Below are 19,126 nucleotides of genomic sequence, written 5' to 3'. Positions count from 1 at the left end.
CTCACCCCGCGATCCGTACGGTCGTGGTCGCGCCCCAGATGGCCAGCGACAGGAAGAAGTCGACGATGTTGATCGCCACGATGGCGGTACGCACCGCGCGGCCGACCGCGATGCCGACCCCGGCCGGCCCGCCGCTGGCGTGGTAGCCGTAGTGGCAGTGCACGAGCACCACGATCACGCTGAAGACCAGTACCTTGCCGAACGACCAGAGCACGTCCACCGGGGGCAGGAAGAGGTGGAAGTAGTAGTCGTAGGTGCCCGCCGACTGTCCGAAGTAGAAGACCGCGATGCTCCTGGTCGCCAGATAGCTGGAGAGCAGGCCGACCACGTAGAGCGGGATGACCGCGACGAAACCGGCGATCATCCGGGTGGTGACCAGGAACGGCAGCGACGGCACCCCCATCACCTCCAGGGCGTCGACCTCCTCCGAGATCCGCATCGCGCCGAGCTGGGCGGTGAAACCGGAGCCGACCGTCGCCGACAGCGCCAGCCCGGCGACCAGCGGCGCGATCTCCCGGGTGTTGAAGTAGGCCGAGACGAACCCGGTGAAGGCGCTGCTGCCGAGCTGGTCGAGCGCCTGGTAGCCCTGGAGACCCACCTCGGTGCCGGTGAAGAAGGTCAGGAAGCAGATCACCCCGACCGTGCCACCGGCGACCGCGAGGGCACCCCGACCGAAGCTGATCTCGGCGAGGAGTCGTACGACCTCGCGGCGGTAGCGGTGCAGCGTCCGTGGCGTCCAGGCGAACGCCCGCAGGTAGAAGGCGAGCTGGCCGCCGAGGTTGTCCAGGGTACGCAGCACCGGCATCTCACATCCCCCGCTGCGGTACGAGCTGGAAGTAGATCGCGGTGATCACGAAGTTCAGGGCGAAGAGGAGCATGAAGGTGAGTACGACGCATCGGTTGACCGCCTCGCCGACCCCCTTCGGCCCGCCCCGCGCCGTCATCCCGTGGTACGACGCCACCAGCGCGGCCACCGCACCGAAGAGCAGCGCCTTCACCTCGCCGACGACGAGATCGGAGAGTTGACCCAGCGCCTGGAAACTCGCCAGGTACGCCCCCGGGGTGCCGCCCTGCATCACCACGTTGAAGAAGTAGCCGCCGGCCACCCCGACGACGCTGACCAGCCCGTTGAGCAGCGCCGCGACCAGTGCGGCGGCGACGATGCGGGGTGCCACCAGCCGGTGCACCGGGTCGATGCCGAGCACCTGCATCGCGTCCAGCTCCTCGCGGATCTTCCGGGCACCGAGGTCGGCGCAGATCGCCGAGCCACCCGCCCCGGCGATGATCAGTGCGGTCACGATGGGGCTGGCCTCGCGCACCACGGCCAGCACCGAGGTGGCGCCGGTGAAGGACTGGGCGCCGAGCTGGCGTACCAGGGAACCGAGCTGTAGCGCGATCACCGCACCGAACGGGATCGCCACCAGCGCGGCCGGCAGGATCGACACCGAGCTGATGAACCAGGCCTGCTGGACGAACTCGCGGACCTGGAACGGCCGCCGGACCAGCCCGCGCAGCGCGTCAAGGCAGAAGGCGAAGAAGTGGCCGGAGCCGCGCAGCCCGGCGGTGACCCGGGCCGGACCGGTCTGCCCGGTGCCGGTCGGCGGCTTCATCCGCCCGGTGCCGGTCGGCGGGCTCATCGCAGCGCCTCGGTCGGCTGCCAGACGCTGCCCTGCACACCCTGGAACGAGCCGGCCGGCGGTGTGACGCCGTGCTCCTCGCACCATCGGCCGGGCGGCTGCTCGGCCGGGCGGGGCCGCCCGTCGGAGGGGGCGAGTTGCAGCGGGATCGCCGGCAGCGGCGGCAGTTCGACCCCCGCCTCGGCCTCGGCCGCCAACTCGTCGGAGTCCTTCTCCTCGGCCATCCCGATCGGGCCGATCCGCTGGGCGTTGAGGAACTGCCGCACCACCGGTTCGGTGCTGGAGAGCAGCATCTCGCGCGGCCCGAACATGGCGAGCCGACCGTGGTAGATCAGCCCGATGTTGTCCGGCACCGTGCGGGCGGTGTTGATGTCGTGCGTGACGATCAGGAACGTCGCGCCGGTCCGCTGGTTGAGGTCGATGATGAGCTGGTTGAGATAGGCGGTGCGCACCGGATCGAGCCCGGAGTCCGGCTCGTCGAAGAGGATGATCTGCGGGTCCAGCACCAGCGCCCGGGCCAGCCCGGCGCGCTTGCGCATGCCGCCGGAGATCTCGCCGGGCAGCTTCCGTTCCGCGCCGAGCAGCCCGACCATCTCCAGCTTCTCGTGCACCACCGCCCGGACCTCGGACTCCGACTTGCGGGTGTGTTCGCGCAGCGGGAAGGCGACGTTGTCGTAGATGTTCATCGAGCCGAACAGCGCGCCGTCCTGGAACAGCACGCCGAAGAGCTTGCGGACCTCGTAGAGGGCGCGTTCGGAGAGCCGGGGGAGGTCCCGGCCCTCGATCCAGATCGCCCCACGGTCCGGCTTCAGCAGCCCGACCAGCGTCTTGAGGAAGACCGACTTGCCGGTGCCGGAGGGGCCGAGCAGCACGGAGATCTCGCCCGCCGGCAGGGTCAGGCTGACGTCGGACCAGACCGGTTGCCCGCCGAAGGACTTCGTCAGCCCCTCGACCCGTACCTCGACGCCCATCCGCGCACCCGCCCGCCGCAACTCCCGGTGGACCGTCCGTCCACCGCCGTCTCTGGTGGACATCGCGTCGGGCACGCCGCGCGTAACAGCGAGGGCCGGTAATTCTTCGACCACTTTCCGTGGGTACGGCGTCGAGCCCGCCGGCCCGGCGGAGCGCACCCCGGCGGTGGTGCGATCCGGCGGCTCCCGATACGGTGCGGTTGACCCGCCGGTAACTCCAGGCGTGGTGCCGGACGAAGGTGTGGCCCCGACGAAGGTGCGACCGCATAGATGACCGCAGCACCCGAGACAGATCTCGTCGCACGTGCGGCTCGGCGTGACCCCGAGGCGACGGCGGCACTGCTCACCGAGGTCCGCCCCGGCCTGGTCCGGTACTGCCGCGCCAAGCTCGGCCGGATCGGCGGCGCGTACGCCACCGCCGACGACGTGGCCCAGGAGGTCTGCCTGGCGGTGCTCCGGGCGCTGCCCCGCTATCGGGACCAGGGCCGGCCCTTCTCCGCGTTCCTCTACACGATCGCCGCGCACAAGGTCGCCGACGCGCAGCGGGCCGCCATCCGCGACTCGGCGGTCACCACCGACGCCCCGCTGCCGGACGAGCCGGACGCCGAACCCGGCCCCGAGCAGCGGGCCGTCGCCACCGACCTCGCCCGCCGGCTCTCCGCGCTGCTGGCCCGGCTCCCCGAGGTGCACCGGGAGATCGTGCTGCTCCGGGTGGCGGTCGGCCTCACCGCCGACGAGGTCGGCGTCATCGTGGGGATGTCGGCCGCCGCGGTCCGGGTGACCCAGTCCCGCGCGCTGGCCCGGCTCCGCGCGCTGGCCGGCACCGCCCTGGACGAGGTCGCCGCATGAGTACGCTGCGAAGCGGAGCAGAGCGAGACGACGGTACGGACGCGCGCAGCGACGCCGTGCCGGGGCGGGATGGGACGTTGACCGGTCGGGAGGACCCGCACCTCGATCCGACGACCGACCCCGGTCCGGCGGTGGTCGACGCCGACGAGTTGTTGCTCGACGCGCTGGGGCGGGGCGGACCGGTGCCCGGCGACGACCCGCTGGCCGGGGCGCTCGCCGCCTGGCGCGCGGAACTCGACGCCGACCTCCCCGCCCTCGGCCTGGACGACCTCCCCGCCCTCGACCTCGACGACCTCCCCGCCCTCGGACCCGCCGACCTGCCCGCCCTCGACCTCGACGACCTCCCCGCCCTCGGACCCGCCGATCTGCCCGCCCTCGGCGCCGATGGCGCGCCGCGTCGGCTCGGAGCGCGTCCGGGCGGCCTTCGCCCGCCCCGTCCGGCGGTCCCCGCCCGCCGGCCGCGCCCCGGTGTGGCCGCCGGCCGGAGGCATTCCGGGCGCCCCGGTGCCGGGCCACCCGGCTCCGCCCGCGACGGCTCCGGGCCAGCCGGGTCCCGCCCGCCGCTGCGCCCCGGCCGGCTCCTCCGCCGGCTCGTCCTCTCCGGTGTGGTCGGTGTCGTCGTGACCGCCCTGCTCGGCCTCGGCGTCAACCACGCGGGGCCGGCCAGCCCGCTCTGGCCGGTCGCGGCGGCGGTCTATCCGGACCGGTCCGCGGTCCGCGCCGCCGAGCACACCATCCAACTCGCCCGGGAGGCGCTGGCGGAGCAGCGCTACGCGCAGGCGCGCGCCGAACTGGACCGGGCGGCCGTGCAGGTGACGGAGATCCGTGACCCGGCGGAGGCCGGGCGGCTGCGTACCGAGATCGAGCGGGTCCGGCTCGGGCTGCCCGGGGTGGCGGACCGCTCGGAGGCGCCGGCCGGCGAGCCGTCGACACCGGACCGGCCGGCGCCGACCACACCCGCTCCGGGGCGTACGCCGGCTCCGGCGCGTACCCCTGGCGGCGCCGCACCGCCGACGGTGCGGTCCGGTCCGGCGCAGCCGCCACCGGCGAGCCCGTCGGACCGGCAGGTGCTGCCGCTGCCGTTGCCGCCGGTACTGCCGTCGCTGCTGCCGTCCGGGCTGCCGCTGCTGCCCAGCGGCTGCGTGCTGCTCTGCCCACCCGACGACTGACCGGCCGACGTGGTGTGGCCGGAGTCAGCGGGCGCCTTCCTCCACACAGAAGACGTTCCCCTCGGTGTCCGCCAGTACGACGTAGCGGAGGCGGGTGCCCGGTGGCTCCGGGTCGGCGTCGGTGGGGTAGTGGGGCCAGTCGACCCGCCGGGCGCCGAGTGCGACGAGCCGGTCGACCTCCTCGTTCAGGTCGCGGTCGTCGGCGGTGAGGTCGAGGTGGATCCGCGGGAATCGTTCGGCGGGGCTCTCGCTGACGTCCATCGCGATGGCGCTGCCGGAGACACCGGGGGGCGGTTCGAGGACGATCCAGTCGTCCCCGGCGTACCGGGGTGGCCGGCGTACGTAGCCGAGCGCCTGCCGCCAGAATTCTCCGGCCCGCTTGTCGTCGGTCACCCCGAGCGAGATCTGGCTGATCCTCGTCACGCCGGGAGCCTAGCCGGAAACAGCAGTGTGGCGCGGCGGCCGATGGCCGCCGCGCCACAGGAGCGGTGTTCCGGTGTTCGGGTCAATCCGCGCCGCGAGTCACCGTCGGCACCGCATCCCACCCCACCCAGGGTCAGCCGGTTGAGCAGCTCGCGGTGGGTGTGGTGTTGTTGCCGTTCTTGTAGAGCGTGATCCCGAAGTTGTTGCCGTTGCCGTTCGGGCGTGCCGTCAGGGTGCCGCTGCTGCCGCTGACCGAGGCGTTCCAGCTGTTCTGGAGGCTCTGGCTACCGTTCGTGCGGATGCTGACGACCCAGTTGCTGGCGCCGCTGACCGAGAAGTTCACGTTGAACCGGTCGCTCCACTCGTCGGCGCGGCTCACGCTGACCGAGCAGTTGCCTCCGCCACCCGGCGGCGGGGTGGTCGGGTTGGGGCCCGGGTTGGACCCGCCGCCGCCCTCCCGGACGGTGATGTCGGAGCTACCGTTGCTCTGGTAGCCCTCGGTCGCCATGACCTGGTAGGCCCAGCTGGTGCCGAGGTTCAGGCCGGCGCGCGCCCAGGCGTCCATGTGGTTGCCGAAGGTGATCGTGCCGCTGCTGCGCTTCTGCTGCCGGACGCTCCAGTACTGGTAGAACGTGGCGGTACCGTCGATCGACGGCTGGTTCACCCGCTGGCTGCGGAGGATGTCGTAGGTGCCGCCGTCGGTGGTGACGGTGCCCAGCCGGGTGGCGCCGCTGCTCGGGTTGTAGCTACCGAAGTTCTCCACGACGTAGTACTCGATGAGCGGGCTTCGGGTCCATCCGTACAGGGCGAGGTAGGTGTTGTTGTTGCCCGGGTTGTAGGTGCCGGAGTAGCTGACCGTCCGCCGGCTACCGCTGGACCAACCCTTGCCGCCGACCCAGTTGTTGGTGCTGTTGCTCCACGAGCTGGAGTACCGGCCGTTCTCGCGCAGCGTCATGCTGGCGTTGCCGCTGTCCTTCCAGAACGAGAAGTAGAACCCGTTGTGCGTGCCGGTGGCGTTCGAGGTGAGGGTCCGGTCGGCCTCGGCGTGTGCCGGAGTGCTGACCGCCACCGTGCCGGCGACGGCCATCGCTGCGGCGCAGGTGGCACCGAGGAGCAGCCGCATCCGGCCGCGTCCTCTCGGTCTGGTGGGGGTCTGGTTCAGGTCGTTCATGTACTTGCATCCTCCTCGGACGGCTGGCGCGGGGCCAGCAGCGCGGTACGCCCCCGGCGGGGCCGCCGGTGGCCCGTGACGGGCGTGGGACGTCGGAGTCGTACGCGCGGTGGTGGTGGTGGACCGGTCGTCGCGCGGTCGACGACCGGAGGAGCGATCCGTGGTGGTGAGCCATCGACAGATATGGAGGTCTGTTGATGGCGACAGTATTGGTCGGCTTCCGGTCACATGTCAACGCTTCCCGGAAATATTGCGGAAACCCTCTGCTGGTAGCGATTCGCTCCGAGATCGTTTCAGCAGGTCAGTGCGTCGGCTGACCGGTCGGGACAGCGGCTCGTCGGCCGGAACGACGGTCGGGTAGCCGAGATCCGGAGGGGCGTGACCGAAAGTTACGGAGAACTTCCGGACCATGTACGCCGGTCAGCCCCAGTTCTGCGGGGCCGGCTGCCGGGTGGTGACGTTGATCCGGTTGAAGAAGTTGGTGGTGGCGATCCAGAGCACCAGGGCCGCCAGCTCCCGCTCGTCGAAGTGCTTGGCCGCGTCCGCCCAGATCTCGTCCGGTACGGCGTCGGCCCGGTCGGCCAGCCGGGTGGCCGACTCGGCGAGGGCCAGCGCCGCGCCGGCCACTCCGGAGGCGGACCTGCCATGCCAGCGCGAGATCGTGGACGCCTTCCTCACCGCCGCACGCGGCGGCGAGGTCAGCACGCTGCTCACCCTGCTCGACCCGGACGTGGTGATCCGGGCCGACCGCACCGCCGTCCGGCTCGGCGGCCGTGCCGAGATGCGCGGCGCGGAGCAGGTCGCCGGCTTCTTCGCCGGCCGGGCGCAGGGCGCGCGGGCGGCCGTCATCGACGGCGCGCCGGGTGCGGTGGTGGTGGTCGGCGGCCGGGTCCGGATCGCCATCAGCTTCGTCGTCGGCAACGGCCGGATCATCGCCGTGGACGCGGTCGCCGACCCGGAGCAGTTGGGCGAACTCGACGTCACCGATGTGGCCTGGTGTCCCGGGCCTCACCCCTGGAATGAACCCGACGCACATCGGGTTACCGAGAAGGAGCAGCAAGGGAGCCTTGATGAGTCTGACCAGGTCGGAGGCGGAATTGGCGGCAGCCGGGTCGGCTGCCCGACCGGCCGCCGAACCGGACGTACCAGGTGACGAGCCGACAGAGCCGGCACCGCTTCCGGCGGTCCCGGGGCTGGTGATGCTCACCGGCGGTGACGACGCCCCGGTGTGCTCGGACGGAACCTGCCGGTAGAACCGAGGAGAAGATCAGTGCAACTCGAAGTCTGGTCCGACATCGTCTGCCCGTGGTGCTACCTCGGGAAGCGGCGGCTGGAGACGGCGCTCGGGCAGTTCGAGCACGCCGACGAGGTCGAGGTAGTCTGGCGCAGCTTCCAGCTCGACCCGTCCTACCCGAAGGGCGAGCCCCGGCCCGTCCCGGAGGCGCTGCGGGAAAAGCTCGGCGCCTCGCCGGCCCAGGTCGCCGCGATGCAGGGGCACGTGACCGCGCTCGCCGCCGAGGAGGGGTTGGACTACCACCTCGACCGGTCGATCATGGCGAACACCTTCGACGCGCACCGGCTGACCCACCTCGCCCGGGAGTACGGGCTCGGCACCGAGCTGCACGAGCGGCTGATGCGGGCCAACCTGATCGAGGCGGAGAACGTCGACGATCCCGAGACGCTGGTCCGGCTCGGCACCGACGTCGGAGTACCGGCCGAGGCGGCCCGCCGGGTGTTGGCCGGCGACGAGTACGCCAGGGACGTCGAGGCGGACATCGCGCAGGCCCGGGCGTTCGGTGCGAACGGCGTACCCTTCTTCGTGCTGGACCGCAGGTACGGCATCTCCGGTGCGCAGCCGGTCGAGGCGTTCCTCTCGGCGCTGCGTACCGCGCACCAGGAATCGGGTGCCGGGGCCCGCTGAGGCGTCGATGCACCGCGCGTCGGGTGGGGCCGGCGGTAGCCTGCCGCACCCGACGCCGATCCGTCGACTAGGGTCACCCGCCATGGGCGCTATCAAGCCGTGGCATCTCCTGACCCTCGTCTGCTGCCTCGTGCCGCTGGCCGTCGTGGTGGCCGGCGCGGCCTGGTACGCCATGCGACGCCGCTGACCGCCCCCGGCGCCGCTCCGCCGCTGACCGCAGTGGGTGCCGCGCCGCCGACGGCAGCGGATGCCGCGCCGTCGACCTGGGGCGTGGTGTCGACGCGGAGTGCACGGCCAGGGCGTTGACCGTCACGATGACGGCGATCCCGGCCCACTCGTGCGGTGCGAGGAGCTGACCGAGGATCACGATGCCGGCCAGCGCGGCGAGTACCGGGTGCACGCTCATGAACACCCCGAAGAGCCGGGCCGGAACGGTACGCAGGGCGACGAGGTCGGCGGCGTACGGCACGACCGAGCTGAGCACGCCCGCCGCGACCGCGTAGAGGATGGCGGTGCCCTCCAGGCGTCCCCGGGCGAGCAGGATCGCCGCGACCGGCAGGTAGAGCGTCGCCGACACCAGGGTCGCCGCCGCCGGTGCCTCCAGACCGGGCAGCCGGGCGCCGAGCAGCCGGTTGAGCAGGATGTACGCCGCCCAGCACGCCGCCGCGAGCAGGCCGAGCCCCACGCCCAGGTAGTCGCTGGCCGGGCCGGGCAGGACCAGCACGTAGACGCCGAGGCAGGCGCCCGCCGCGCAGAGCAGGTCGAGTCGGGTCCGGGAGCCGGCCAGGGCGACGGCGAGCGGGCCGAGGAATTCCAGGGTGACGGCCAGCGCGAGCCCGATCCGGTCGATCGCGGTGTAGAGGCTGAGGTTCATCGTGGCGAAGACCAGCCCGAGCAGCAGCGTCGGCCACCACTGCGCCCAGGTGAAGCGGCGCAGGTTCGGGCGGGCCGCCGGCCACAGTACGGCCGCCGCGACGAACTGGCGTACCGCGACGACGCCGGCCGGGCCAAGCGTGCCGAACGCGTGCGCACCCACGGCGGCACCGACCTGGTTGCTCGTACCGCTGCCGATCATCGTGGCGATCCCGCGCAGCATCGACCCGCGCCTTCCGTCGGCCGGGGTGGACGCGGAGTGGCCGGCCTGTCGGTCCGGGCACTCGGCGGTCATGGCTGCACCGTGGACGTGGTCATGGCTCCAGTCTTGACGGCGTCGAGAGCCGCGCGAAACGCACCCGCTGTGGCCACTACGCACGCTCACATAAGATCTTGCGGACAAGCACCCGGACAAGCATCCGGACAAGGAGGAGCCTGTCGTGACGCGCTCGGCGACGTACCTGCTGGAGTGCATGCTCCGGGCCGGGATGCGGGACGTCGTCACGGTGGAGCCGGCGACGGGTGGGGTGGCGGCGCTCGCCGGCATCGCCACCCGCCGGGACGCGCCGCCGGTCTTCGTCAAGGCGTTCGCCGAGGCGCCGGCCGACGACGTCTTCGTCACCGAGGCCGAGGGGCTGGCCGCGCTGCGCGAGCTGGGCGGCGTGGCGACCCCCGAGGTGGTCTTGGCGGACCGGGAACTGCTGGTCCTGTCGGTGCTGCGGCCGAGGCCGCGCAGCGAGACCTTCTGGGAGCGGTTCGCGCACATGCTCGCCCGCCTGCACGCGAGTACGATCCATCCGCGCTTCGGCTGGCACCGCGACAACTGGCTGGGCCGCCGCCGGCAGCTCAACACCTGGCATGACGACGGCTTCGCGTTCTTCGCCGAGCACCGGCTGCTTCGCTGGCTCGGGGAGCCACGCGTCGAGGCGGCACTCGACCGCGACGACCGGGCGGCGCTGGAGCGGCTCTGCCACCGGCTGCCCGACCTGCTGCCGGAGCGGCCGGCCTGCCTGACCCACGGCGACCTGTGGGCACAGAACGTCCTGGCCACTCCGGACGGGCGGCCGGCGCTGATCGATCCGGCGGTCTCCTACATGTGGGCCGAGGTCGACCTCGCCCACGTCTGGTCCACCTCGCCGCCGCCCGAGGCGAAACGGTTCTTCGACGTCTATGCCGAGCTGACCTCCCTCGATGCCGACTGGCAGGCCCGGATGCCGATCGTCCAGCTTCGCCAGCACCTCGCCGTACTGGCCCAGTTCGACGACGACTGGGGCGCGGGCGACCAGATCCGGGGCACCCTCGCCCCGTTCCGGACCCGAGCCTGAGCAGCGGCCGATCACCGAGAGCAGCGGCCGATCACCGAGAGCAGCGGAGTCGCCGACGCGCGGCTGACGCGGCGTTGGCGCGGGCCGCCGCCGTCGATCGTGCTCCGGTCTGGTCTGGTCCGGTCCGTCGTGGTTTGGTGCGCAGCCTCGGCCTGAATGCTAGATGGTTGTGCTATCTAGATAGCGCGGCTACCGTGCCGGTCATGACTTCCAAGCTGACCCGGCGGGGCGTACTCGTCGCGGGTACCGCGGCCGGTCTGGTGGCGGCGGCGGGACGACCGGCGGCGGCATCGACCCGCCGGGTGCGGCCGACCGTGCCGGCGGAGCTGTTCACCCTCGGCGTCGCCTCCGGGGACCCCGCGCCGGACGGGTTCGTGCTCTGGACCCGGCTCGCGCCTGAGCCCCTGGAACCGGGCGGGGGCATGCCGCCGGGGCCGGTGCGGGTGCAGTGGCAGGTCGCCGAGGACGCCGGATTCCGCCGAATCGTCCGCAGCGGCACCACGACCGCGGTCGCCGACTGGGCGCACTCGGTGCATGTCGAGGTCACCGGACTGGCGCCGCACCGGCCGTACCACTACCGGTTCCGGGTCGGCGGCCGGATCAGTCCGGCGGGGCGGGCGTGCACGCTTCCGGGGTACGGCTCGGCACCCTCGGCGTACCGGTTCGCGGTGGTCTCCTGTCAGGACTGGCAGAACGGCTACTACGCCGGCTACCGGCACATCGCCGAGGAGGCGATCGACCTCGTCCTGCACCTCGGCGACTACCTCTACGGGGGCGAGATCTCCCCGCAGGGGACCGAGGACACCCCCGGCTATGCCCGCGCCGCGCTGCCGCCGGAACCGGTCCGGGCCGAGCCGCACACGCTGGAGCAGTACCGGCTGCGGCACGCCCTCTACAAGACCGACCCGCAGTTGCAGCAGGCGCACGCGGCGGTGCCCTGGGCACTCACCTGGGACGACCACGAGGTCGCCCCGAACTGGGGCGGCGGCCAGGCCGCCGATCCCGTCTTCGCCGCCCGGCTGGCCGCGGCCCGGCAGGCGTACTACGAACACCTGCCGCTGCGCCCCGCCGCCCGCCCCGGCCCGCAGTTCCGGCTCTACCGCAGCCTCACCGTGGGCGACCTGCTCCGGCTCAACATCACCGACACCCGCAGTTACCGCGCCCCGGGAGACATGCTCGGCGCCGCGCAGGAGGCATGGCTGACCGGAAGCCTCGCCAACGCCGGCACCCGGTGGAACGTCACCACCGCACAGGTCCTGATGGCCCGCTTCGACTACCAGCCCGGCCCCGGTCAGACCTTTTCGGCGGACAAGTGGGACGGCTACCCGGAGAGCCGGGCGCGGCTGCTCGACACGATCGCCGTTCGGGGCGTCCGCAACCCGGTGATGCTCTCCGGTGACATCCACGTCAACATCTTCAGCGACCTGAGGGTCGACTTCGACGATCCCGGGTCGCCCACCGTGGCGACCGAGTTCACCGGCGCCGCGATCAGCAGTCGCGGTACGACCGCCGAGGAGGAGGCGGGGACCCGGGCTCTGATCGCCGCCGAGATGCCGCACGTGCGCTACTTCGCCGGGTACGACCGCGGCTACCTGCTCTGCCAGCTCGACCGGCAGCGGTGGCGTACCGACGTCCGGGCGGTACGCACCGAGGGCTGGCGCGGTCAGGTGACCAGTCCCGACGCGGACGTCCGTACGCTCGCGTCGTACGTGGTGGAGGATGGGCGGCCCGGTGCCGTCCCGCTCTGACCCGACCGCGCCGTCGAGTGGCTGAGTGGAGACTGTCGGGCGCCGGGATCAGGCGGGCGGGAAGTCGAACTCGCCCTCCTTGGCGCCGGCCAGGAAGGCGTCCCACTCCGGTCGGGTGTAGACGATCACCGCCGCGTCCGGTGCCTTGCTGTGCCGTACGGCGACCCGGCCGGAGCCGTCCAGCAGCGGACCCGCCTCGACACAGCTCCCGCCGTTGCTCGCGCTCTTCGTGCTGATGTGCCAGGCAACCGCCGGCAGGGACTCGCTCATCACAGCTCCTCTGCGATCGTCGCGATCAGCCTCGCCGACCCGGCCGGGTCGAGCGCCATCTGCTGCAACCGAGCGTACGCCTCCGAATACCGCTTGGATTTCGGCGCTTCCATGAAGAGCCGGCCGCCGAGGTGTTCGGCGTAGGCGACCTCGGGGTAGGGCTTGGGCATCCTGAACAGCCAGAATGAGCCGTCGAGGCCGGGGTGTAGGCCGACGGTGGCGGGGAGGACCCGGACCTGCACGTTGGGCCGGCGCAGCAGCTCGCCGAGGTGCTTCAGTTGGCCGCGCATCAACGCCGGGCCGCCGACCGGGCGGCGCAGCACGCTCTCGTCGATCACCGCCGAGACGGTGACCCCGAAATCGGGCTCCAGCACCCGCTGCCGATCCAGCCGCAACTGCATCCACTTCGCCACCGAGAACGGGGTGGCCCGCTTCCCCTCGGCGTTGCGGATCACCGCCTCGGCGTACTCCGGGGTCTGCATCAGGCCCGGCATCAGCATCGCGTCGAAGGAACAGATCTGCTCGGCCCGGGTCTCCAGCCAGGGAAAGTCGATGAACGAGGCGTCGACGATCTCGTCGTAGTCGTCGTCCCACCGGTCGGTCCGCCAGGCGTCCTCGGCGAGCTGGATGAGGTGCGCCCGGGTACGCGGATCGTGCTCGCCGTAGAGGTCGAGCAGTGAGACGACCACGCCACGCCGGAACGGCCACTCGGCCCGTTCCCAGCGGGCGACCGAGGAGTAGTCGCGCTCCAGGAATTCGGCGGCGCGTTTCAGGGTGAAGCCGCGCTGCTCGCGCAACTGGCGCATCTGCTGCCCGAGCCACTGGGCACGCAGGGTCTGCACGAAGGATTCGTTTCTCGTCGGCATGATCCACCTTTCGGACGCGATTGGCCGCAGTCAGGGAATTGGTGTCTCTTGCACCAATCCCGGAGCCGCTGGAAACGTGGTCTCCGGGTGAAGGGTGATCACCGGCCCCCGGGAAACTCCGGTGCAAGCACGGCAACCGCGGCTGGGCCAACAGCCGAGAAGGTGACGAGGGCGGGCGTCGCGGGTGGCAGCCGCACTACCGGACCTCGTCGGGTCTCCACTAGAGCGTCGGGATCGGGTCACGACCCCGGCTCCGAACCGACTTGCCGAATACCTATCACGGAAAGGTGGCGGGGCGCGACCCCGAGCATTACTCAATCGACCGATCCACACTCGGACAGCCCTGGTGCCGTACCGCCGGAAAGGCTGCGGTGTCAGGGCGGGGCGACCCGGCCCGCTCGGCAATCGGGCCGGGTCGCCCCTTCCAATGCCGGACAGTTCTGCGGAGAGGAATCAGCGTGAGTCCGATGCGCCTGTTGCGAACGATCGGCGGCCCGGTGCCGGGGCGGCGCCGTACGCCACCGAACCAGATCGCCGACCGGGTCCTCGATCCGTCGCCCCGGGATGCGGCACCGGCATCCGGCGGGCGGGACGGGGCGGCACCCCGGTATCTGATCCGCCTCCCGGCGACCAGTGCCGACCTCGCCGGGGCGGTCGAGTTGGCGTACGCGCTCGCCCGGTCGATCGGTTTCCTGCCGGAGATCGAGGCGGGGCGGGCCACGGTTTGCGCGGAGGACGCGCCGCACGTACACCATCGGGTTTGCTGTGACCTGCTGTTGCCCGGTGGTCGCCGCTGCGCATCGCGGGCCGACCACGACGGGCCCTGCGCCGCCGAGCCGGCGGACTGATCGGGAAAATTAACTACGAAACCTCTTGCGATCATAGACAGATATCTTCAACTATGGGCGTCGATACCCTCCATACCCCCATCGGGAGGATCGATGAGCGACTCCGGACGCCGGGCCACCCGCCCGGGCCACCTGCTCAGCTCCGTGCTCACCGTGGCCGCGCTGGTCGCCGCCACCCTCGCGGTCACCGCCGGCCCCGCCCAGGCCGCGACGACCCCCGGCATCGACGTGTCGCACTACCAGGGCGCGATCAACTGGACCAGCGTGCGCAACGCCGGCATCCAGTGGGCCTACATCAAGGCCACCGAGGGCACCACCTTCAAGGACTCGCGGTTCAACACCAACTATCCGGCCGCGCACGCCGCCGGGGTGATCCGGGGCGCCTACCACTTCGCCCGCCCGGCCGCCTCCAGCGGCGCCGCCCAGGCCAACTACTTCGCCAGCAACGGCGGTGCCTGGTCGGCGGACAACCTCACCCTGCCCGGCGCGCTCGACCTGGAGGCCGGCTGCCACGGGCTCTCCCAGAGCGGCATGGTCGCCTGGATCCGCGACTTCCTGAACACCTACCGGGCGCGTACCGGCCGGCACGCCGTCATCTACACCACCACGAGCTGGTGGAGCAGCTGCACCGGCAACTACTCCGGCTTCGCCGGTACGAGTCCGCTGTGGATCGCCCGCTGGGCGAGCGCGCCGGGCGCCCTGCCCGCCGGCTGGGGCTTCTACACGATGTGGCAGTACACCTCGACCGGCAGCGTGCCGGGGATCTCCGGCGCGGTGGACCGGGACTGGTTCAACGGCGCCCGGGACCGGCTGCTGGCCCTGGCCAACAACACCTGACAGCCAAGGCCCTGGCCAACAACACCTGACAGCCAAGGCCCTGGCCAACAACACCTGACAGCCAAGCGGATCGGCGTCCCCGTCGCGGCGAACCCCCGGCCGCGACGGGGACGCCGGTCAGCTTTCCGACAGCGGTGTTTCCGGCAGCGGTGTTTCCGGCAGCGGTGGCAGCGGGCCGACGATCCGCTCGTAGGTCCGGGCCAGACCGTCGATCAGGGCGTCCAGGCCGAGCGCGAAGGCGCCCTCGTCGACGCTGCGCTGGTGCTCGGCGAGCCGGTGTGCCTGACCCAGGTGCGGATGCGCGGCGTAGAGCCGCGGGTCCTCGACGAAGCCCCGGGCGAACGAGCCGAGCGCCGAACCGGCGACGAAATAGCGCATCAGCGCGCCGATGTGGGTGGCCCGGGCCGGCGGCCAGCCCGCCCTGACCAGCCCCCCGTAGACAGCGTCCGCCATCGCCAGCGCCGCCGGCCGCCGCCCCGGCCCCTGGGCCAGGTACGGCACGATGTTGCTGTGCGCGGCGAGCGCCCGCCGGTAGGAGTGCCCCCAGAGCCGCAGCGCGTCCCGCCAGTCGTGGCTGGCGAAGTAGGAGACGTCGACCTCTGCCGTGATGGCGTCGGCGACCGCGTCGAGGATCTCGTCCTTGGTGGCGAAGTGGTTGTAGAGCGACGGGCCGCGTACCCCGAGTTCGGTCGCCAGGCGGCGGGTGGAGAGCGCCGTCAGCCCCTCAGCGTCGATCAGCGCGGCGGCGGCCTCGACGATCCGCTGCCGGCTCAACAGGGCCTGACGAGGTCGCGGCATGCTCGGTCGCCCTCCTGCTCGGGGCTATGGACGGGCCATTGGCTGGGGGGTCGGGTGGGGGACTGGCGCGGGAAAACTTCCAGCGCTAGTTTAGCGGGCAACGGCCGGGACACCGCCGGCCCGGGTTGCCGGCAGGGCGGCGCTCCGCTCGGAGACGCGCTCCCGGTCACCCGAAGTCACCAGCGAGGAGTGCAACGTGGGCAGATTCGCCGACCGGGTCGCCGTCGTCACCGGGGCGGCCCAGGGGATCGGTGCGGCCACCGCGCGGCGACTGGCCGCCGAGGGCGCCACCGTGGCCGTCGTCGACCTGGCCGCCGAGCGGGCGCGGCAGACCGCCGACGAGATCGTCCAGGCCGGCGGAAAAGCCAGCGGGTACGGCTGCGACGTCACCGACGGCGCGGCGGTGTCGGCCACCTTCGACGAGGTCGTCGCGGCGTACGGCCGGCTCGACGTGCTGGTGAACAACGCCGGGATCACCCGGGACAACCTGCTGTTCAAGATGCCGGCCGACGAGTGGGACGCGGTGATCACCACCAACCTGACCAGCATGTTCCACTGCTGCCAGGCGGCGCAGCGGCACATGGTGAAGGCGAAGTACGGCCGGATCGTCAACCTCAGCAGCCGCTCCGCGCTCGGCAACCGGGGCCAGGTCAACTACGCGGCGGCCAAGGCCGGGGTGCAGGGGCTCACCGCCACCCTGGCGATCGAACTCGGCCCCTTCGACATCACCGTCAACGCCGTCGCACCCGGTTACATCGCCACCGCGATGACCGCGGCCACCGCCGAGCGGGTCGGCGCCACCCCCGCCGAGCACCAGAAGTACGCGGCCGAGCAGACCCCGCTGCGCCGGGTCGGCCAGCCGGAGGAGGTCGCGGCGGTGATCGCCTTCCTGGCCAGCGACGACGCCTCCTACGTCAGCGGCCAGACGCTCTACGTCAACGGCGGCGCACGCTAACCGCTGCTCGGGGAGAGGACGACACCATGGACTTCTCGCTCGGTGACGAGGAGCGGGCGATCCGGGACACCGCCCGGGCGTTCATCCGCAACGAGGTGATGCCGCTGGAGTCGGAGGTGCTGCGCCGGGAACGCGCCCACCAGCCCGGACTGCGCCGCGACGAGCTGCGGGAACTCCAGCTCAAGGCGAAGGCGTTCGGCTTCTGGGGCCTGGACACCCCCGAGGAGTACGGCGGGATGGCGCTGCCCGCCGTCACCCAGTCGCTGATCTGGACCGAGATCGGGCGCAGCTTCGTACCGTTCCGGTTCGGCGGCGAGGCGGACAACATCCTCTTCGAGGCCGACGCGGCGCAGCGCGAGGAGTTCCTGATCCCCACCATCGAGGGCGACCGGATCTCCTGCTTCGCCATCACCGAACCGGGCGCCGGCTCGGACGTGGCCAACATCCGGCTGCGGGCCCGGCGCGACGGCGACGACTGGGTGCTGCGCGGCGAGAAGACCTTCATCACCAACGGCAACGACGCGGACTTCGCCATCGTCGTCGCGGTGACCGACCCGGACCGCAAGGTGCACGAGGGCGGCGCGACCGCGTTCCTGGTGGACCGGGCGATGGGCTGGACCTCCGAACCCATCCAGACGATGGGGGAGGGCGGGCCGGCGTCGCTGGTCTTCGACGACGTACGCGTGCCGCACCGCAACATCCTCGGCGAGCTGGGCCAGGGCTTCGCCCTCGGCATGCGCTGGATCGGCAAGGGACGCTACCTGATCCCGTCGCACGCCCTCGGCATCGCCGAACGCGCCCTCGGGATGGCGATCGAGTACGCCAACACCCGGCAGACCTTCGGCAAGCCGATCGGCGCCAACCAGGCGATCCAGTGGATGATCGCCGACTCGGAGACCGAGCTGGAGGCGGCCCGCTGGCTGGTGCTCCGGGCCGCCTGGACCGTCGACACCGGTAGCGACTCCCGGCACGCCACCTCGATGGCGAAGCTCTACGGCGCCGGCATGGTCAACCGGGTGGTCGACCGGGTGATGCAGATCCACGGCGGCATGGGCTACACCCGGGAACTGCCGATCGAACGCTGGTACCGGCAGGTCCGGCTGCTGCGCATCTTCGAGGGCACGGACGAGATGCAACGGCTCATCATCTCGCGGGACCTGCTCCGCGGTTACACCAAGCTCGGAGGGCATCTGGAATGAGGACCTTCGCCTCCCTCACCGAACTCGCCGGGGCGGTCGGCGAGCAGCTCGGCCCCGGCCCGTGGCACCGGATCGAGCAGGACCGGGTGAACGCGTTCGCCGACGCCACCGGGGACCACCAGTGGATCCACGTCGACCCGGAGCGGGCGGCCACCGGCCCGTACGGGACGACGGTGGCGCACGGCTTCCTCACCCTCTCCCTGCTGCCGGTGCTGGTCGGTCAGCTCTACCGGGTCGAGCGGATCCGGCTGGCGATCAACTACGGGCTGAACCGGGTGCGTTTCCCCGCGCCGCTGCGTACCGGGGACGCGGTTCGGGCCGGCGCGGAACTGCTCCAGGTGGATCCGGTCGCCGGTGGCGGGGCGCAGGTGGTCCTCCGGGTCACCGTCGAGCCGGAGCGGGGCGGCAAGCCCTGCTGCGTCGCCGAGACCGTCACCCGGCTCTACGCCGAGGAGGAGCTGGGCGCGCCCTAGCTGCGGTTCTCGGTCCTGCCCTGCTGCCCAGTGCCAGCTGATGTTTGACAGGTGATCTGTGCGCTCGGGTCGACCTTGCGGGGTTGTTACTAACTCCAGAGGTCCTGGCCTTCTCGGCCGGAGGGGGGTCGAGGGCGAGGAGGTCTTCGTGGAGGCCGTCGAGTTGTCGTCCGGTGATGTGACCGGTGCGGCTGATCTCGGCCAGCGTCCAGGACGGGACCTCGGCGGTGGCCCGCTCGTCGTCGCCGAGGTGCTGGAACATCGCGAACACTGTTTCGTAGGCCACGGCTCGGGCTAGCTGGGTGAGATCGGGCTGGCTTGCTCCCGCATCGAGGGCCCCGTCGTGCCAGCTGTCGATCATCTGTGGCCAGAGTGTGCGTAGGAATCGGTAGCGGGCAAGCTGCGGAAGGTTCTCCTCGATCTCGGAACGGGTCCACCCGTGGGGGTCGGCGCAGCCGAGTTCTTCCAGTACGGCTGCCAACTGTCGTGCCTGGGTTCTGACCTCGGCGGGTAGGCGCTGCAACCAGATCTCCTGCTCTTCCACGTGCAGATTGAAACATTCGCCGGCCCGGGAGGCTGGCTCGTTGTCATGCGGTGACTGGATGCTGTTTGCGGGTCGGCGGGCTTCGGTCTGGGTGAGGGGTTGCTTGGTGATGCGTCGGATGGTGCGGGTGCCGTCGTCGCAGTGGATAGCCAGCTCGGTGGTGGTGACGTCGACCGTGCTGGTCACGCGGGCTTCCGGCCGCAGGGGGACCGAATGGCGCTGCTGCGCCGAAAGCGCTGAGTTACGGTG

Annotated in this window: 22 protein-coding genes; 11 read left to right on the top strand and 11 right to left on the bottom strand. The window is 71.7% G+C overall.

The genetic code is table 11. The features are described from left to right. Window position 1: 1 nt before the first annotated feature. The 3 genes from C6W10_RS02000 to C6W10_RS01990 are packed head-to-tail and all read right to left on the bottom strand — an operon-like array spanning window position 2 to window position 2,671. The gene (locus C6W10_RS02000; RefSeq protein WP_107256081.1) at window positions 2-805 is read right to left on the bottom strand and encodes an ABC transporter permease; all 804 of its coding nucleotides are present in this window, start codon (window positions 803-805) and stop codon (window positions 2-4) included. A gap of 1 nt (window position 806) precedes the next feature. Continuing rightward, the gene (locus C6W10_RS01995) at window positions 807-1,610 is read right to left on the bottom strand and encodes an ABC transporter permease (RefSeq protein ID WP_107263581.1); all 804 of its coding nucleotides are present in this window, start codon (window positions 1,608-1,610) and stop codon (window positions 807-809) included. A gap of 23 nt (window positions 1,611-1,633) precedes the next feature. Continuing rightward, window positions 1,634-2,671 (bottom strand): ABC transporter ATP-binding protein, encoded by a 1,038-nt coding sequence (locus tag C6W10_RS01990; protein WP_304598408.1) that lies wholly within the window; start codon window positions 2,669-2,671, stop codon window positions 1,634-1,636. Window positions 2,672-2,878: 207 nt separating this feature from the next. Here C6W10_RS01990 and shbA point away from each other — a divergent pair, with 207 nt between their 5' ends. Together shbA and C6W10_RS01980 are read left to right on the top strand one after the other, a co-directional pair. After that, complete coding sequence (shbA, locus tag C6W10_RS01985) at window positions 2,879-3,457, top strand: RNA polymerase sigma factor ShbA (RefSeq protein WP_107256080.1); 579 nt, start codon at window positions 2,879-2,881, stop codon at window positions 3,455-3,457. Then, the gene (locus C6W10_RS01980) at window positions 3,454-4,626 is read left to right on the top strand and encodes a hypothetical protein (protein WP_159104419.1); all 1,173 of its coding nucleotides are present in this window, start codon (window positions 3,454-3,456) and stop codon (window positions 4,624-4,626) included. The genes shbA and C6W10_RS01980 overlap by 4 nt, the downstream gene beginning before the upstream one ends. A gap of 24 nt (window positions 4,627-4,650) precedes the next feature. Here the strand turns inward: C6W10_RS01980 and C6W10_RS01975 are convergent, their stop codons facing one another. The 3 genes from C6W10_RS01975 to C6W10_RS01965 form a co-directional block, all read right to left on the bottom strand. After that, complete coding sequence (locus C6W10_RS01975; protein ID WP_107256078.1) at window positions 4,651-5,049, bottom strand: VOC family protein; 399 nt, start codon at window positions 5,047-5,049, stop codon at window positions 4,651-4,653. A gap of 133 nt (window positions 5,050-5,182) precedes the next feature. Continuing rightward, window positions 5,183-6,220: a glycoside hydrolase family 11 protein gene (locus C6W10_RS01970; protein ID WP_107256077.1), complete on the bottom strand. Its 1,038-nt coding sequence runs from the start codon at window positions 6,218-6,220 to the stop codon at window positions 5,183-5,185. Between the two features lie 420 nt (window positions 6,221-6,640). After that, complete coding sequence (locus tag C6W10_RS01965; protein WP_234361573.1) at window positions 6,641-6,898, bottom strand: carboxymuconolactone decarboxylase family protein; 258 nt, start codon at window positions 6,896-6,898, stop codon at window positions 6,641-6,643. Between C6W10_RS01965 and C6W10_RS01960 the strand changes: the two genes are divergently transcribed. Then, the gene (locus C6W10_RS01960; protein WP_159104418.1) at window positions 6,882-7,373 is read left to right on the top strand and encodes a hypothetical protein; all 492 of its coding nucleotides are present in this window, start codon (window positions 6,882-6,884) and stop codon (window positions 7,371-7,373) included. The genes C6W10_RS01965 and C6W10_RS01960 overlap by 17 nt on opposite strands. A gap of 117 nt (window positions 7,374-7,490) precedes the next feature. Next, entirely contained in the window at window positions 7,491-8,141 is a 651-nt protein-coding gene (locus C6W10_RS01955) for a DsbA family oxidoreductase (RefSeq protein WP_107256075.1), read from the top strand. A gap of 73 nt (window positions 8,142-8,214) precedes the next feature. Here C6W10_RS01955 and C6W10_RS01950 read toward each other — a convergent pair whose 3' ends face one another. Continuing rightward, on the bottom strand, window positions 8,215-9,309 hold the full coding sequence (locus C6W10_RS01950) for a DMT family transporter (RefSeq protein WP_107256074.1): 1,095 nt from the start codon (window positions 9,307-9,309) through the stop codon (window positions 8,215-8,217). A 145-nt stretch (window positions 9,310-9,454) separates the two neighbouring features. Between C6W10_RS01950 and C6W10_RS01945 the strand changes: the two genes are divergently transcribed. After that, the gene (locus tag C6W10_RS01945; RefSeq protein ID WP_234361572.1) at window positions 9,455-10,339 is read left to right on the top strand and encodes a fructosamine kinase family protein; all 885 of its coding nucleotides are present in this window, start codon (window positions 9,455-9,457) and stop codon (window positions 10,337-10,339) included. A 203-nt stretch (window positions 10,340-10,542) separates the two neighbouring features. Next, complete coding sequence (locus C6W10_RS01940) at window positions 10,543-12,087, top strand: alkaline phosphatase (protein WP_107256073.1); 1,545 nt, start codon at window positions 10,543-10,545, stop codon at window positions 12,085-12,087. A 48-nt stretch (window positions 12,088-12,135) separates the two neighbouring features. Here the strand turns inward: C6W10_RS01940 and C6W10_RS01935 are convergent, their stop codons facing one another. Together C6W10_RS01935 and C6W10_RS01930 are read right to left on the bottom strand one after the other, a co-directional pair. Then, window positions 12,136-12,357, bottom strand: coding sequence for a DUF397 domain-containing protein (locus C6W10_RS01935; RefSeq protein WP_107256072.1), 222 nt, complete (start codon window positions 12,355-12,357; stop codon window positions 12,136-12,138). Next, on the bottom strand, window positions 12,357-13,223 hold the full coding sequence (locus C6W10_RS01930) for a helix-turn-helix transcriptional regulator (RefSeq protein ID WP_107256071.1): 867 nt from the start codon (window positions 13,221-13,223) through the stop codon (window positions 12,357-12,359). The genes C6W10_RS01935 and C6W10_RS01930 overlap by 1 nt, the downstream gene beginning before the upstream one ends. Window positions 13,224-13,690: 467 nt before the next feature. Between C6W10_RS01930 and C6W10_RS38320 the strand changes: the two genes are divergently transcribed. Beyond that, complete coding sequence (locus tag C6W10_RS38320) at window positions 13,691-14,071, top strand: hypothetical protein (protein ID WP_234361571.1); 381 nt, start codon at window positions 13,691-13,693, stop codon at window positions 14,069-14,071. 93 nt (window positions 14,072-14,164) lie between these two features. Beyond that, window positions 14,165-14,908: a GH25 family lysozyme gene (locus tag C6W10_RS01920; protein WP_107256070.1), complete on the top strand. Its 744-nt coding sequence runs from the start codon at window positions 14,165-14,167 to the stop codon at window positions 14,906-14,908. 117 nt (window positions 14,909-15,025) lie between these two features. Here the strand turns inward: C6W10_RS01920 and C6W10_RS01915 are convergent, their stop codons facing one another. Further along, a complete protein-coding gene (locus C6W10_RS01915; protein ID WP_107256069.1) occupies window positions 15,026-15,706 on the bottom strand; it encodes a TetR/AcrR family transcriptional regulator C-terminal domain-containing protein in 681 nt (226 codons plus the stop codon). Between the two features lie 196 nt (window positions 15,707-15,902). On the opposite strand from C6W10_RS01915, the gene fabG reads away from it, so the two are divergent. The 3 genes from fabG to C6W10_RS01900 are packed head-to-tail and all read left to right on the top strand — an operon-like array spanning window position 15,903 to window position 18,333. Continuing rightward, window positions 15,903-16,661, top strand: a complete 759-nt coding sequence (gene fabG, locus C6W10_RS01910; RefSeq protein WP_107256068.1) for a 3-oxoacyl-ACP reductase FabG — start codon at window positions 15,903-15,905, stop codon at window positions 16,659-16,661. Window positions 16,662-16,687: 26 nt separating this feature from the next. Beyond that, window positions 16,688-17,860: an acyl-CoA dehydrogenase family protein gene (locus C6W10_RS01905; RefSeq protein ID WP_107256067.1), complete on the top strand. Its 1,173-nt coding sequence runs from the start codon at window positions 16,688-16,690 to the stop codon at window positions 17,858-17,860. Then, window positions 17,857-18,333, top strand: coding sequence for a MaoC family dehydratase (locus C6W10_RS01900; RefSeq protein WP_107256066.1), 477 nt, complete (start codon window positions 17,857-17,859; stop codon window positions 18,331-18,333). The genes C6W10_RS01905 and C6W10_RS01900 overlap by 4 nt, the downstream gene beginning before the upstream one ends. Here the strand turns inward: C6W10_RS01900 and C6W10_RS37830 are convergent. Continuing rightward, window positions 18,293-19,063 carry a hypothetical protein gene (locus C6W10_RS37830; protein ID WP_199853835.1) on the bottom strand — a complete coding sequence of 257 codons (771 nt, stop codon included), beginning with the start codon at window positions 19,061-19,063 and terminating at the stop codon, window positions 18,293-18,295. The two genes, C6W10_RS01900 and C6W10_RS37830, sit on opposite strands and share 41 nt — an antisense overlap. Window positions 19,064-19,126: the final 63 nt, after the last annotated feature.

The sequence above is a fragment of the Plantactinospora sp. BB1 genome (assembly GCF_003030385.1).
In the GTDB taxonomy this organism is placed as follows: Bacteria; Actinomycetota; Actinomycetes; order Mycobacteriales; family Micromonosporaceae; genus Plantactinospora.
Note: the sequence above shows the minus strand (reverse complement) of the source record. Positions and strands in the feature narration are given on the sequence as shown.